This window comes from Dethiosulfovibrio russensis (assembly GCF_021568855.1).
Taxonomy (GTDB): Bacteria; Synergistota; Synergistia; order Synergistales; family Dethiosulfovibrionaceae; genus Dethiosulfovibrio; species Dethiosulfovibrio russensis.
Map to the genome: position 1 here is coordinate 346,146 of NZ_JAKGUG010000001.1, position 13,019 is coordinate 359,164.

Genomic DNA, 13,019 nt, shown 5'->3' on the forward strand with positions numbered 1-13,019 from the left:
TGTATTATACACGCTCGTCGAACATTGAGCCATAGGCTACTTTCGGGCGCAAGACAAGATTGTATCAGAAAACGACGGTGATTGCATGACCGATTTATTCGGCCCAGATGGGCTTTTCTGCAACAACCTCTCCGGATTCGAATATCGTCCTCAACAGGAGAGGCTTTCTCAGGCGGTGTTGGGCCTGCTGGAGGGGAATTCCGGTCGAATTTTGGCCGCCGAAGCACCCCCAGGAGTGGGCAAGACCTTTGCCCTGTTGGCTCCGGCCATAACCTGGGGCAAGACTACGGGAAACACGGTTTTAGTGTTGACCTCCAGTATAACCCTTCAGGAACAGCTGATAAACAAGGACCTTCCGACCCTTTCGAAGGTGCTGGGAGTGGAGTTTTCCTTCGGTTTGCTGAAGGGGAGGGGCAACTACGCCTGCATGAGAAAGGCGTCGGAGCTCGGGGACGAGGGGTTGCTTTCCTTCAACGACAAGGGGGAGGCTTCCGGTGTGATACTGGAGTGGCTGGCTCTGACCGAGGAAGGGGATCTGTCCGAGGTACCTCTGCCGCCGGGGCATCCCGCGGTGGAGCGGATAGCCGGCAGTTTTCGAGGATGTCTGGGGGCCCGGTGCCCCTACAGGGATCGATGTTTCGTCCAGAAGGCCCTTCGGAACGCTTCGAAATGGACCGTGGTGGTAGCCAACTATCATCTTTATTTCTCCTACGCTTTCGGAAGAGGAGGCGCTTTCCCGGTTCCGGCCCGTCTGGTGCTCTGCGACGAGGCCCACAGGATGCCGGAGGCGGCGTCCTCGGTCTCGGCCGTAAGCACCAGGATGGACGACTGGATCAGACATCTCAGGAGGGTGCCGTCTCCCGGCTTGAACGAACTGGGAGCGAAGACGGTGGGCTACGATCAGCAGAAGACGCTGGACGATGTGAAGTCCTTGAATCGGGCGGTAAGGCTGTTTTTCGAGAGGCTCGATTCCTCAGGGATAAAAAACGGCCTTTTCATCGAGCCTCCGGAGGAGTTGGTCAGGGAGGGACTCGACGTCCTGGACCTGGCGGCTCCCATTGTAGCAACCGGTCGTCGTTTTTCCTCCTATCTGGATGATCTGGGGCCCTCCGGCGAGGAGATGGCTAGGGATGGAGCGGAGTATCTAGCCTGGGTACAGGTACTGGACGAGATGGGACAGGCCTTTCGGTGGTGTCTGGACGTTTCGGACTATCCCGATTGGACTTACTGGAAGGAGGACGGCGTCCTGGCGAGTGCTCCGAGCAGGTGTGGCGATATCCTGCCCGGGGCTTTCGGAGGGGACGATCCTCCCTATATGGTGGCTGTTTCCGCCACCATGGCTGTGGACGGGCGTTTCGACTATTGGAGCAGGGAGACCGGCCTCGATCCGGACGACACTTTGCTGCTGGACTCTCCCTTTCCCCTGTCGGAGCAGATGGAGCTTTTGGTGGTCGATCTGGGAATAGCCGTGACTGACGGAAGATACGACGATCGGGTATGCAGGGTGGTCCGAAAACTATGCAAGGAGAACGGAGGGGCCTCCCTGGTGCTCTTGAGCTCCACCAGGTTGCTAAAGAGAGTGGGTGGCTACCTCAGACGTTGCAGTGAAGACGGCTACACAGTATTGATCCAGGGAGACCTTCCCAAGGTGGAGCTTTTACGTCGTTTTCGGGAGGACGAAAGCTCCGTCCTGGTGGGCACGGTTTCGTTCCGAGAGGGTGTGGACGTCCCGGGAGATTCTTTAACCCAGGTGATAATCGACCGTATTCCCTTTCCCCATCCGGACGATCCGATCCAGAGGGCGAGACGGGATCTGGAGGGGCCCTCCAGCTTCATAAAATCGGTTCTTCCCAACGCTAAAATGCATCTCAGACAGGCGGTGGGACGGTTGATACGTTCCTACGGAGATAAAGGGAGGGTTGCCGTTTTGGACGGAAGGCTCGTGTCTAGAAAAAATTGGAGGGTATTGGACAGCCTTCCGGAAGTGCCGATAAGAAAGATAAGAGTGGTCGACAGAGCTGTTGATCCCACCGGTGGAGTGTGATATATTGTCCAGGCTGGTTTTGATTCTATAGGGATTTTTGTCTTCACTAGATGGCAGGAGGTGTAACCATGAAGCAGACGTTTCAGCCCCACAACAGACCTAGAAAGAGAAAGATGGGTTTTCTCGCCCGTTCCAGCTCCCCCAGCGGCCGCAGGATCCTCGCTAACCGTCGCGCCAAAGGTCGGAAGCGCTTGGCCGTTTAACACCGGGGCCTTGGAGTTCAAGTATCCACCCTCGTTAAGGTTGAAGAGGGGATGGGAGTTTGACGCTGTTTTCCGCACCGGCAGTCGGCATAAAGGCGCGCTGGTGCGGTTGTTGTTTATCGAGGCCCCCGACGGAAAGACCCGCTTCGGAGTCGTTGTGGGCAAAAAACAGGGTAATGCCTGTGTCCGCAGTCGAGGGAGACGGGTGCTTCGGGAGGCGGCCCGCAGGCTGGCTCCCTGGGTTCGTCCGGGTTATTGGTTCGTGTTTAGCCTGTCCTACAAAGGGCTCGACGGCAACGCCAGAGACGTTTACGTAGATGTGTCCCGTCTGATGGAGCGCAAGGGTTTTTTGTCCTCCGACTGGCCCGGAATATCGTGGTGAAAATCCCGGCTCGAATCGCCGTTTGTATCATAAGGGGATATCAGATATTCATATCCCCTTATCTAGGAAGGAATTGTCGGTTTTATCCTACCTGCTCTCGATATGCTATGGAGTCCATAGAGCGTTTCGGCTTGATCAGGGGTGGTTGGCTGACTTTGTGTAGAATCGTTAAATGCGGTCCCTGGCATCCCGGGGGCTACGATCCGGTTCCAGAAAAAACAGATGGACCCGACTCAAGAGGAGAGTGAAAGTCTTGTGGGAAGCAGCTAGTAACGCTATGTATGGTCTCCTTTCGACCATCCACAATTTCGTAGGTTCTTGGGGCCTTGCGGTTATAGTTCTGACTTTGTTGGTGAGGTTGCTACTTCATCCTCTGAACCACAAACAGCTGGTCAGTATGCAGAAGATGCAGAAGCTTCAACCTCGGATCAAAATGCTTCAGGAAAAGTACAAGGACGACAAAGAGGGACTCAGCAGGGAGACCATGGCCCTCTACAAGGAGAACAAGGTTAACCCTGCGGCGGGGTGTCTCCCCCTTCTGGTGCAGTTGCCCATACTGATCCTTCTCTTCAGGGTCCTTATGAACTCCGATTTCGGAGGGGCCAGTTTCCTAGGCATCACTCTTGAAGGGTCCGTTCTTACCACCATGGCGGATGCTCTCGGGGTCGTGGCCGTCGAGGGCACCAACATCGGCTTTATGACTGTGGTCAAGGCCATAATGGCCAACCCAGCCGGACTGGCCTCTTTCGGTCTGTACGGACCCAACCTTCTCCTTCTCGGCCTGATCATATTCGTGACCTGGTATCAGCAGAGGATGTCTTCGACAGGAAATCCTCAGATGGCTATGATGAACTGGTTTATGCCGATCTTCATGGGTTTCATCTGCCTCAGCCTTCCCGGAGGAGTCATGCTTTACTGGGGGGCCTCGTCTTTCATAGGAGTGGGACAGCAGTGGTGGGTCCTTCACAAGACCTCTCAGGAAGGAAAACCCACCCTATACAAGGATAACCCGATGAAGTCCAAGGAGGATTAGTTTTCCTCGAAGGGAGGAATAAAGGGTGACCGAAGACTACAGAATAGTTCTGGACGTCAAGTCCGAGGAAGAAGCGATCGCACAGGCATCGGATATCTGGGAAGTCGATGCCGACAGATTGATAGTGAAGGTTTTGGACGAGGAGAAGGCTTTTTTCGGCCTTTTTGGAAGAAAACTGAGGGTCGAGGTTCGAATGGAGGACGACGATCCTGAGGTTTCCGAGGCTGATATCGACGAAAGTTCTCCGACGGAGGACGAGGAGATCTCCCCCGTAAAGGAGGATCCGGCTTCATGTGGGCCGAGCTCTAAAGAGGAGGTCGTTCGAAAGCTGATCTCCCTGATGGATCTCGATATCCAGGTCGACGTCAACGATCGCGACAGAATAAACCTCTCCGGTCCGGACGCCGGTATCGCTATAGGCAAATACGGCGATACGATAAAGTCCATGGAATATCTGGCCAACCTCATGGTGCGTCAGAGCTCGGGAGGTTCTAGGGTCAGGCTGGACAGCGACGGATACAGGGAACGAAGGGAGTCCTCTCTCAGCAGATTGGCCAACTCCGCCGCCAAGGATGCTCTCAGAAGCGGACGCACCGTATATCTGGATCCCATGACCAGTTGGGAGAGAAGGATCGTTCACATCGCCCTCAAGGACAGAAAAGACGTCGAGACCCACTCGGTAGGTGTCGACCCCGATCGTAAGGTCGCCATCCGCCTCACTCAGCAGGGTAGGAAAAGGCGAACCTCCGGGAGACGTTGATGCATCCCGTCTTATTTTATATCGGTTCCGTGCCGGTCCACAGCTATTACGTGCTGTGGACCGCCGGTTTGTGGATAGCCCTCTTCTGGACCAGGTCCAGAGCGGAAAAACGTTATCTAGTCGATCCGGACGACCTTCATCACGTTCTTATATGGAGTTTTATCGCCATGCTTCTCGGAGCCAGGATAGGCGGGTATTTCGATAACTGGTCGATCTATGCCCAGGATCCATCCAGGATATGGCGGATCTGGGAAGGAGGAATGTCCTCCATGCCTGCGGCTATTTCCTGCGGATTGGCGGGGATCTGGCTCTGTCGGCGTAAGGGGATAGAGGTTTGGCGTCTAGCCGAGGCCGCTAGCGTTCCCACAATGGCCTGTATCGCCGTAGGAAGGTGGGGATGCTTCCTGAACGGGTGTTGCCACGGTGTTGCCACCACCTGCCCTCTGGCGGTCAAATTCCCCAGGCTTCCCCTTCCGGTTCACCCTACCCAGCTTTACTATTCCTTCGGAGCACTGGCGATAGCCATGCTTCTGTGGTCTATCGAGGGACGGATAGGCGCAGGGGATAGAAAGACCCCTGTGGCGGTTCTGTGGCCCCTCTTGATGGTTCTCTACGGTGCCGAGCGTTTCTTTGTGGATATCCTCAGAGACGGGGACCGTATAATGGGTTTCAAGGTGGGGCAGGGCTTGGGTTTTTTGGTGGCTCTGGCCGGAATTCTCTGGCTTTCCAGATCGCTCTCCGTCGTGTATGTTCGTTCTCGAACTCAAAAAGGATAAAAAACACCTCCGTGATGTCGCGGAGGTGTTTTTTTATGCGAATCAATATTCAGTATATAGGGAATATTTGGCGTGCATTATTGAATATACTTTATACTGTATTTTGGAACGGGGCTTTCTTGAGATGCACGGTGAAAGGGAGTATTCTTAGATGGAGAAGTTTTTAACAATCTCAGAGGAGGGGGAATATGTCGCTCAACACGACAGAAGTCATCGCCAGAACCAGTGAGATCGTGTCTCCCTGGAAATCGAAACACGGGGGGCTGATCCCCATCCTTCAGAGCATCCAGGGAGAGTTCGGTTATCTTCCCATGGAGGCCTTGAAGACGGTTTCCAAGGATCTAAAGATTCCGGAGGCGGAGATCTACGGAGTGGCCACTTTTTACGCTCAGTTTCATCTGAATCCGAGGGGACGCCATGTAGTGAGGGTCTGCCGAGGAACGGCATGCCACGTCAGAGGAAGCCAGAAGATCCTCGACATGGTGAAGGAGATAACCGGTATAAACGAGAACGAGACCACCAAGGACCTGCGTTTCACCATCGAGCCGGTGGCCTGTCTCGGGGCCTGCGGTCTGGCGCCGGTCATGATGGTCGACGATCAGACCTTCGGACGTCTGGAACCCGGCAAGGTGCGGGAAATTCTGGAGAAGTTTGAGTAGCCTGAGAGGTGGGGGAATATGGCTAAGATCAAAAGCCTGGACGAGTTGCGCAGGATAAAGACGTCTGCCTCGGATCTGACCGCTGCGAGATCCAGCAATGCCGTGAAGGTCATAGTAGGGATGGGGACCTGCGGTATCGCCGCTGGCGCCAGAGAGGTTATGGACGCCGTTCTAAAAGAGATAGAGAAAAGAGGGCTTAAGGAGGTATCGGTGCAGACAACCGGCTGTATCGGTATGTGCCAGGAGGAGCCTCTTTTGGACGTGATTTATCCCAACAAAGGGAGAATCACCTACGGCAGAGTGACCCCGGAGGACGTCCCCAGGATAGTGTCGGAGCACGTCGTAAACGGTCGTATCGTCGAGGACCTGGTAATCGCCAGGGTCGACGACTAACGGAGGGCCGTCATGTATAGAGCTCACGTTCTCGTATGCGGCGGTACAGGCTGTACGTCCAGCGGATCCCACGGGGTTATGGACGGTCTTAAATCCGAGCTGAGAAAGCAGAATCTCGACGACGAGATTCTGGTGGTTCAGACCGGATGTCACGGTATGTGCGAGATGGGTCCTATCGTGGTCGTATATCCCGAGGGGACCTTCTACTGCAGGGTGTCCAAGGACGATGTTCCCGAGTTGGTAGAGGAGCATCTTCTCAAGGGAAGGACCGTCGACCGTCTTCTCTACACAGGAGAGGGCGACGTTCATGTTCCCCACTATAGCGAGATCCCCTTCTACTCCAAGCAGGAAAGGGTAGCCCTGGGCAACTGTGGCTATATCGACGCCGACAAGATAGAGGAATACATAGCCAGGGACGGTTACGAGGCCCTGGGCAAGGTCCTGACCTCAATGACCCCCGAGGATGTCGTGGAGGATATGAAGACCTCCGGTCTCAGAGGCAGAGGCGGCGGAGGATTCCCCACCGGTCTCAAGTGGAGTTTCTGCGCGAAATCGCCGGGTCCGAAGAAATACGTTATCTGCAACGCCGACGAGGGCGACCCCGGTGCCTTCATGGATAGATCCATACTCGAGGGCGACCCCCACTCCATCATCGAGGGCATGATGATAGGCGCCTATGCCATGGGAGCCGACGAGGGATATATCTACTGTCGTGCCGAGTATCCTCTGGCGATAAAACGTCTGAAGAGGGCCATAGATCAGGCGGAGGAGTACGGTCTTCTCGGAGAGAACGTTCTGGGAACCGATTTCTCCTTCTCTCTCCACGTGAAGGAAGGTGCGGGAGCCTTCGTCTGCGGTGAGGAGACGGCCCTGATGGGATCGATAGAGGGTAGGAGAGGCATGCCGAGACCTAGGCCTCCTTTCCCGGCGGTAAGCGGTCTCTGGGGTAAGCCTACCAACATAAACAACGTCGAAACCTGGGCCAACGTGCCGTCCATCATCCGCAGAGGTGGAGCCTGGTTCGCCTCTATGGGGACGGAGAAGTCAAAGGGAACCAAGGTTTTCGCCCTGACCGGAAAGGTCAAGCATACCGGTCTCGTAGAGGTGCCCATGGGGATAACTCTTCGGGAGATTATCTTCGACATAGGCGGAGGGATCCTCGGGGATAAGAAGTTCAAGGCGGTCCAGATAGGCGGCCCCTCCGGAGGATGTCTTACCGAAGAGCATCTGGATCTTCCCGTCAGCTACGAGGATCTGGCCAAGGCCGGAGCTATAATGGGATCGGGCGGGATGGTCGTCATGGACGAGGACAACTGCATGGTCGATGTCGCCAAGTTCTTCCTGGAGTTCACCCAGAGGGAGTCCTGCGGAAAATGCGTTCCCTGTCGAGAGGGAACCAAGCAGATGCTCCTGCTTCTCAAGAAGATCTGCGACGGTGAAGGGACCATGGAGGACCTTGTTCAGCTCGAGGAACTGGCCCATATGGTCAAGGATATGTCGCTGTGTGGGCTTGGACAGACCGCTCCGAACCCGGTTTTGACGACTTTGCGTTACTTCCGTCACGAGTACGAGGCCCATATAAAGGATAGAAGCTGTCCTGCCGGGGCCTGTCAGGCTCTCATTCGCTACAGGATAGATCAGGATAAGTGTAAGAAGTGTGGTCTTTGCGCCAAAAACTGTCCGGTCAACTGTATAGACGGAGATCGGAAGACCCAGTTCGTCATAGACGAGGATGCTTGCGTCCGTTGCGGTACCTGTTACGACAAGTGCCCCTTCGACGCGATCCTCAAGCTCTAGTCCCGGGAGGTTCGAACAGATGAGTCAAATTACCCTGACCATAGACGGAAAAATCTGTAATGGGTCGGCGGGGCAGACCATCCTAGAGGTTGCCCGGGCCAACGATATATATATCCCCACCCTCTGCTACCTAGAGGGGCTCTCTCCTATAGGAGCCTGCCGTATGTGCGTCGTAGAGGTGGAGGGGAACGCGAAGCTTCTCACGTCCTGTACCACTCCCGCCAACGACGGGATGGTGGTCCATACCGCGACGGATAAGCTGAAGGCGTACCGTAAGGAGATTCTGGAGCTCATGTTCGCCGGCAGAAACCATTTCTGCATGTTCTGTTCCCAGAGCGGCGACTGCGAGCTTCAGCGTCTTGCCATAGAGCACGGAATGGACAGCGTCCGCTATCCCTTCCTGTACGCTCCCTTTCACAACGATACCAGCAAAGAGACCATTCAGATGGACCATAACCGGTGCATCCTTTGCCTTCGTTGTATCAGGGTCTGTGCTGAAAAGGTCGGTGCCCATACCCTCGACCTGGAGAAGAGAGGTTGGAATACCAACGTCGTCGCCGATCTCGGCCAGCTTCTGGGACAGAGCGAGAGCTGCGTAGATTGCGGCGCCTGTGCTCAGGTCTGTCCCACCGGTGCTATAACTATAAGGGACTTCGTCTACAGAGGCAGAAGAAACGACTGCGACGACGTGGTGGAGAGTGTATGTCCCCTCTGTTCCATGGGATGCAAGATCAAGGCCTACGTGAGAACCGGAAGCGTCACCAGGGTCGAAGGTACCGAAACCTCGTCTCCCGACGGAGGTCAGCTCTGTTTCAAGGGGCGCTGGGAGCTTCCCAAGTCCACCGAGCGAGACAGGGTCGCGGTTCCCATGATAAGGGAGGGGTCGTCCTTCAGAGAGGCATCCTGGGAGGAAGCACTCGATCTGGTCGCGACCAAGATAAAGGGTTCTGCCAAGGACAAGGTTGGGGCCCTCGTGTCCGATCTCAGCTCCAACGAGGATCTCTCCAGCTATGCGGCTCTATTCAGGTACGGCCTCAGGCTTGGTAAATTCGACGTCTTCAACGGCGACGTATCCAGAGGCTTCCTAAAGGGTATGGAGCCGGTGGCCATGCAGAAGGTTCGTCCCTTTACAGCAGCTCACAACATTCTCGAGTCCGATGTCATAATGACTGTAGGTGCCGATCCTCAGAAAGAGGCTCCCGTCGTGGCCAGTTACGTGAGAGTAGGTGCCATAAAGAACGGGGCTTCCGTGATCAACGTCTCCGGCGACGGAGCGCCTTTCCCCGGAGTAACCGATTCCGATCTCAGGGTAGACGAGTCGGATATGGAGTCTTTCCTCGGCGGCCTCTGTGCGATGGTGGCCGATGTGAAGTCCGGCAAGGACATAGATACCTCGAAACTGGCCGATCGTTTCGATCTCGACGCGGCTTCGGTGTGCGAGGCGGTCAAGCTTCTGGCCGGTGCGAAAAAACCGGTTTTCGTGGTCGGTAGAAAAGCGGCCAAGTTCCCCAAGGCCGTTACCGCTGTGACCAACGTGGCCATAGTCTCCGGCGGGACCTTCGACGACGGGCTGGCGGTGGTTCCTCTGATGACCAGCGGCAACAGTCTCGGAACCCTTCACTCCATGCTGGGGCAGGAGTCCTGGCTGGGAGAAGGGGACCTGGACGTCCTGTTCGTATCGTCGACCGGACTGGTCGACGAAGACCCGGATACGCTGGATGCCATGACCAAGAGTCGTTTTACCGTAGTTCACACTCCTTTCATGGTTCATCCTCTGGTGAACATGGCCGATGTCATCCTGCCGGCACAGGCTTGGTTCGAGGTCGGAGGGCATTACTGCAGTCTCGAGGGAGAGAGCAGAAAGGCCGAGGTCATAGTGAAGCCCGGCGACGAGAGGCTCGGGGTAGACGAGGTCGTAAGCGGATTGGCCGAAAGGCTTGGCGTGACCCTCGACAGGTCTTGTTCCGTCGGGCCCTGCGAGAGCGTCTTCCTGTCCGATGTAGCTCCGGACAAGGCTAAGACCGTGGAACTGTAGGGGGGCTGGATCATGTCGAAACCAAAGGTCGCCACAGTATGGCTCGAGGCCTGTGCCGGATGCCATATGTCTTTTCTCGATATCGACGAGAGGATCGTCGATCTTCTGGACAAGGTCGAACTGACCTCCTGTCCTATAACCGATATAAAGGAAATTCCCAAGGTAACGGTGGGGGTTATCTCCGGAGCTTTGGGCAACGATGAAGAGGTCCACATCGCCCGGGAGATGAGGGAGAAGTGCGATATCCTGATAGCCTGGGGAGATTGTGCGGTTATGGGTGGTATCAACTCCATGAGGAATTTCATGAAGCCAGAGGAGGCGCTGGAGGTGGGGTACAAGGATACCCTCAGCACGGTAAACCCCGACGGCGTCATTCCAGGGGAAGATCTTCCCAAGTTGCTTCCCATGGCTATCCCGATAGACGACGAGGTTAAGGTGGACGTCTATATACCGGGATGTCCTCCCGATGCGGACACCATTCTTTACGTTTTCCAGGAGATACTGGAGGGGCGCATCCCCACGGTACCTGTGGACATGATGCGGTACGATTGAGGAGGGGAGAATCATGCCCAAAGAGAGAAAGACCATCGTCGTAAACCCCATAACCAGAATAGAGGGGCACGGCAAGATAACCGTATATCTCGACGAATCTGGTAACGTGGACGAGACTCGTTTTCACGTTACCCAGTTCAGAGGCTTCGAGGCGTTCTGCAAGGGCAGGGATTTCAGGGAGATGCCGGTGATAACTCCCAGAATATGCGGAATATGTCCGGTTAGTCATCATCTGGCCTCCGCCAAGGCCTGCGACGCCATACTGGGGGTTACGATAACCCCTACGGCCCACAAGCTCAGGGAGCTGATGCACATGGGACAGATAGTTCAGTCCCACGCTCTAAGCTTCTTCCACCTCTCCAGTCCCGATCTGCTGTTCGGATTCGACGCCGATCCTGCGGTGAGACACGTCGGAGGAGTCGCAAGGGATTTCCCAGAACTGGCCAAGAGAGGAATCTTTATGAGAAAGTTCGGCCAGGAGCTCATAAAAACCTTGGGCGGCAAGAAAATTCATCCCTGGCACAGCATTCCCGGTGGGGTCAACAGGAGTATCAAGGTAGAGGAAAGGGATCTGTTCCTCAAGGGCCTTCCCGAGCAGAAAGAGGCCATAAAGGACACCATCGAGCTGATCAGGAAATATCTCGAGGATAACGGAGAGGAAGCCAAGAAGTTCGCCACCCTCGAGAGCTCCTACCTCGGGTTGGTGAAGGGCGGAAAACTGGAGCTTTTCGACGGCGACATTCGTCTTCGCGGTCCCAGAGGGCGGATCACCGACGAGTTCCCCGACGTGGAGTATCTGGATCGCATTGGAGAGCATGTCGAGCCCTGGAGTTATCTGAAGTTCCCCTTCTACCGTTCCCTCGGCTTCCCTCAGGGAAGCTACAGGGTCGGTCCTCTTGGAAGGGTCAACGCCTGCGACGATTTCGCCACCCCGGAGGCATCCAAAGAGCTCAAGAGATTCCGGGAGCTTGGAGAGGACGGCATGGTCCACTACACCATGTATACTCACTATGCCAGGTTGATGGAGGTCCTGTACGCTCTGGAGCGTATGGAAGAGCTGCTTTTAGACGAAGACATCACTGGCAGCGATCTCAGGGTTTCCTCCAAGGGACTTCAGCCGGAGGGTATCGGGGTCATAGAGGCTCCCAGAGGAACTCTCATACACCACTACCAGGTGGACGAGATGGGGTCGGTCAAGGCGGTCAATCTCATCGTGGCCACCGGTCATAACAATTACGCAATGAACAAGGGCGTCGAGATGGTCGCCAAGGAGTTTATACACGGTGCAGACGTCAAGGAAGGTGTCCTAAACAGGATGGAGCATGTCATACGTTGTTATGATCCCTGCCTCTCCTGTTCTACCCACGCTGTCGGCAAGATGCCTTTGAAGGTCTCTATAGTGGACGGAGAGGGCAGGGAGATCCGAGAGATCTTAAAGGGTTAGATGAAGGTTCTTCTTGTAGGGTACGGCAACGAGTTTCGTCAGGACGATCGAGTAGGTCACGTCCTGGCTCCGAGGATCGCCGAGTGGCTCGGTGGTCAGGGAGTGGATACGGAGCTATGGCTTGGAGCCCAGTTACTACCCGAGTTGGCCGACGACATGACGTCGGTGGATCTGGCGGTTTTCGTTGACGCGAGTACGGTGGAGCTGCCCGGGGGATTCTCTTTCGACGAGATAGTACCGGACCCCTCTTTGGAGGGGTTGAACATACACTCCATGGGGCCGAGTTGGTTGTTGTCCCTTATGGACGATCTAGGTTATAGGAAACCGAAGACTCTTTTGATATCTGTGACCGGCGTTTCCTTCGACTTTAGCGACGATATAACCGACGAGTGTTCCGGTTTCGTCGATTCGGCGGAAGCGGCGTTCAAGGATTGGTGGGCTCAGGCCTAACTTGGTTCGTTTTTTCGGAGAGAGGGAATATTCCCTCTCTCTTTTTTCTTGTTATGCTGTCACGGAATGCATATAATGAACTGGGTTGTCGATTAGATTGTTTTTCGAGCCTAATTGAGGGGGGTTTATCTGTGAAACGAATAGTGGTAACCGGAGGACTGGGACAGATAGGGACGGAGCTGATCCGCCGACTCAGGAAGGAATACGGCAACGACTGCGTATTGGCAACGGACGTGAAGGAAGAGGGATCGGATCGTCTTGGCGAGGGGCCCTTCGAGCTTCTGGACGTGACTGACGGAAGCAAGCTGAGCGAGCTGGTGAAGAGACACAGGGCCGACACGGTGCTCCACCTAGCCGGCATACTCTCGGCCAACGCGGAGAAGAACCCCCAACTGGCCTGGTCGGTGAACATGAACGGTCTCTACAATGCCCTGGAGGTCGCCCGTCAGGAGAACTGCTCCTTCTTCTTCCCCAGCTCCATAGCGGCCTTC

15 protein-coding genes are annotated in these 13,019 nt (G+C 55.4%); all 15 read left to right on the forward strand.

The window, feature by feature from the left end:
- Positions 1 to 85: 85 nt before the first annotated feature.
- Positions 86 to 2,044 (forward strand): ATP-dependent DNA helicase, encoded by a 1,959-nt coding sequence (locus L2W48_RS01765; protein WP_236098007.1) that lies wholly within the window; start codon positions 86 to 88, stop codon positions 2,042 to 2,044.
- Between the two features lie 68 nt (positions 2,045 to 2,112).
- Positions 2,113 to 2,247 carry a 50S ribosomal protein L34 gene (rpmH, locus tag L2W48_RS01770; RefSeq protein WP_005661824.1) on the forward strand — a complete coding sequence of 45 codons (135 nt, stop codon included), beginning with the start codon at positions 2,113 to 2,115 and terminating at the stop codon, positions 2,245 to 2,247.
- 10 nt (positions 2,248 to 2,257) lie between these two features.
- Positions 2,258 to 2,629 (forward strand): ribonuclease P protein component, encoded by a 372-nt coding sequence (gene rnpA, locus L2W48_RS01775; protein ID WP_236114837.1) that lies wholly within the window; start codon positions 2,258 to 2,260, stop codon positions 2,627 to 2,629.
- The gene (gene yidD / locus L2W48_RS01780) at positions 2,626 to 2,877 is read left to right on the forward strand and encodes a membrane protein insertion efficiency factor YidD (RefSeq protein WP_438940976.1); all 252 of its coding nucleotides are present in this window, start codon (positions 2,626 to 2,628) and stop codon (positions 2,875 to 2,877) included. Before rnpA ends, yidD begins: the two co-directional genes overlap by 4 nt.
- The gene (locus tag L2W48_RS01785; RefSeq protein ID WP_236098011.1) at positions 2,874 to 3,662 is read left to right on the forward strand and encodes a YidC/Oxa1 family membrane protein insertase; all 789 of its coding nucleotides are present in this window, start codon (positions 2,874 to 2,876) and stop codon (positions 3,660 to 3,662) included. Before yidD ends, L2W48_RS01785 begins: the two co-directional genes overlap by 4 nt.
- A 25-nt stretch (positions 3,663 to 3,687) precedes the next feature.
- Positions 3,688 to 4,422 carry an RNA-binding cell elongation regulator Jag/EloR gene (jag, locus tag L2W48_RS01790; protein ID WP_236098013.1) on the forward strand — a complete coding sequence of 245 codons (735 nt, stop codon included), beginning with the start codon at positions 3,688 to 3,690 and terminating at the stop codon, positions 4,420 to 4,422.
- Positions 4,422 to 5,198 carry a prolipoprotein diacylglyceryl transferase gene (locus tag L2W48_RS01795; protein WP_236098016.1) on the forward strand — a complete coding sequence of 259 codons (777 nt, stop codon included), beginning with the start codon at positions 4,422 to 4,424 and terminating at the stop codon, positions 5,196 to 5,198. Before jag ends, L2W48_RS01795 begins: the two co-directional genes overlap by 1 nt.
- 188 nt (positions 5,199 to 5,386) lie before the next feature.
- Entirely contained in the window at positions 5,387 to 5,857 is a 471-nt protein-coding gene (nuoE, locus tag L2W48_RS01800; RefSeq protein ID WP_236098017.1) for an NADH-quinone oxidoreductase subunit NuoE, read from the forward strand.
- A gap of 18 nt (positions 5,858 to 5,875) precedes the next feature.
- A complete protein-coding gene (locus L2W48_RS01805) occupies positions 5,876 to 6,250 on the forward strand; it encodes a (2Fe-2S) ferredoxin domain-containing protein (protein ID WP_236098018.1) in 375 nt (124 codons plus the stop codon).
- A 12-nt stretch (positions 6,251 to 6,262) separates the two neighbouring features.
- Positions 6,263 to 8,047, forward strand: coding sequence for an NADH-quinone oxidoreductase subunit NuoF (gene nuoF / locus L2W48_RS01810; protein ID WP_236098021.1), 1,785 nt, complete (start codon positions 6,263 to 6,265; stop codon positions 8,045 to 8,047).
- Positions 8,048 to 8,066: 19 nt separating this feature from the next.
- Positions 8,067 to 10,082 carry a molybdopterin-dependent oxidoreductase gene (locus L2W48_RS01815; RefSeq protein ID WP_236098022.1) on the forward strand — a complete coding sequence of 672 codons (2,016 nt, stop codon included), beginning with the start codon at positions 8,067 to 8,069 and terminating at the stop codon, positions 10,080 to 10,082.
- Positions 10,083 to 10,094: 12 nt separating this feature from the next.
- Positions 10,095 to 10,634 carry an NADH-quinone oxidoreductase subunit B family protein gene (locus L2W48_RS01820; protein ID WP_236098023.1) on the forward strand — a complete coding sequence of 180 codons (540 nt, stop codon included), beginning with the start codon at positions 10,095 to 10,097 and terminating at the stop codon, positions 10,632 to 10,634.
- Between the two features lie 13 nt (positions 10,635 to 10,647).
- On the forward strand, positions 10,648 to 12,078 hold the full coding sequence (locus tag L2W48_RS01825) for a Ni/Fe hydrogenase subunit alpha (protein ID WP_236098024.1): 1,431 nt from the start codon (positions 10,648 to 10,650) through the stop codon (positions 12,076 to 12,078).
- Positions 12,079 to 12,528 carry a hydrogenase maturation protease gene (locus L2W48_RS01830; protein WP_236098025.1) on the forward strand — a complete coding sequence of 150 codons (450 nt, stop codon included), beginning with the start codon at positions 12,079 to 12,081 and terminating at the stop codon, positions 12,526 to 12,528.
- A 131-nt stretch (positions 12,529 to 12,659) separates the two neighbouring features.
- Positions 12,660 to 13,019, forward strand: a 360-nt coding sequence (locus tag L2W48_RS01835) for an NAD-dependent epimerase/dehydratase family protein (RefSeq protein ID WP_236098026.1), incomplete at its 3' end; no start/stop codon positions are given.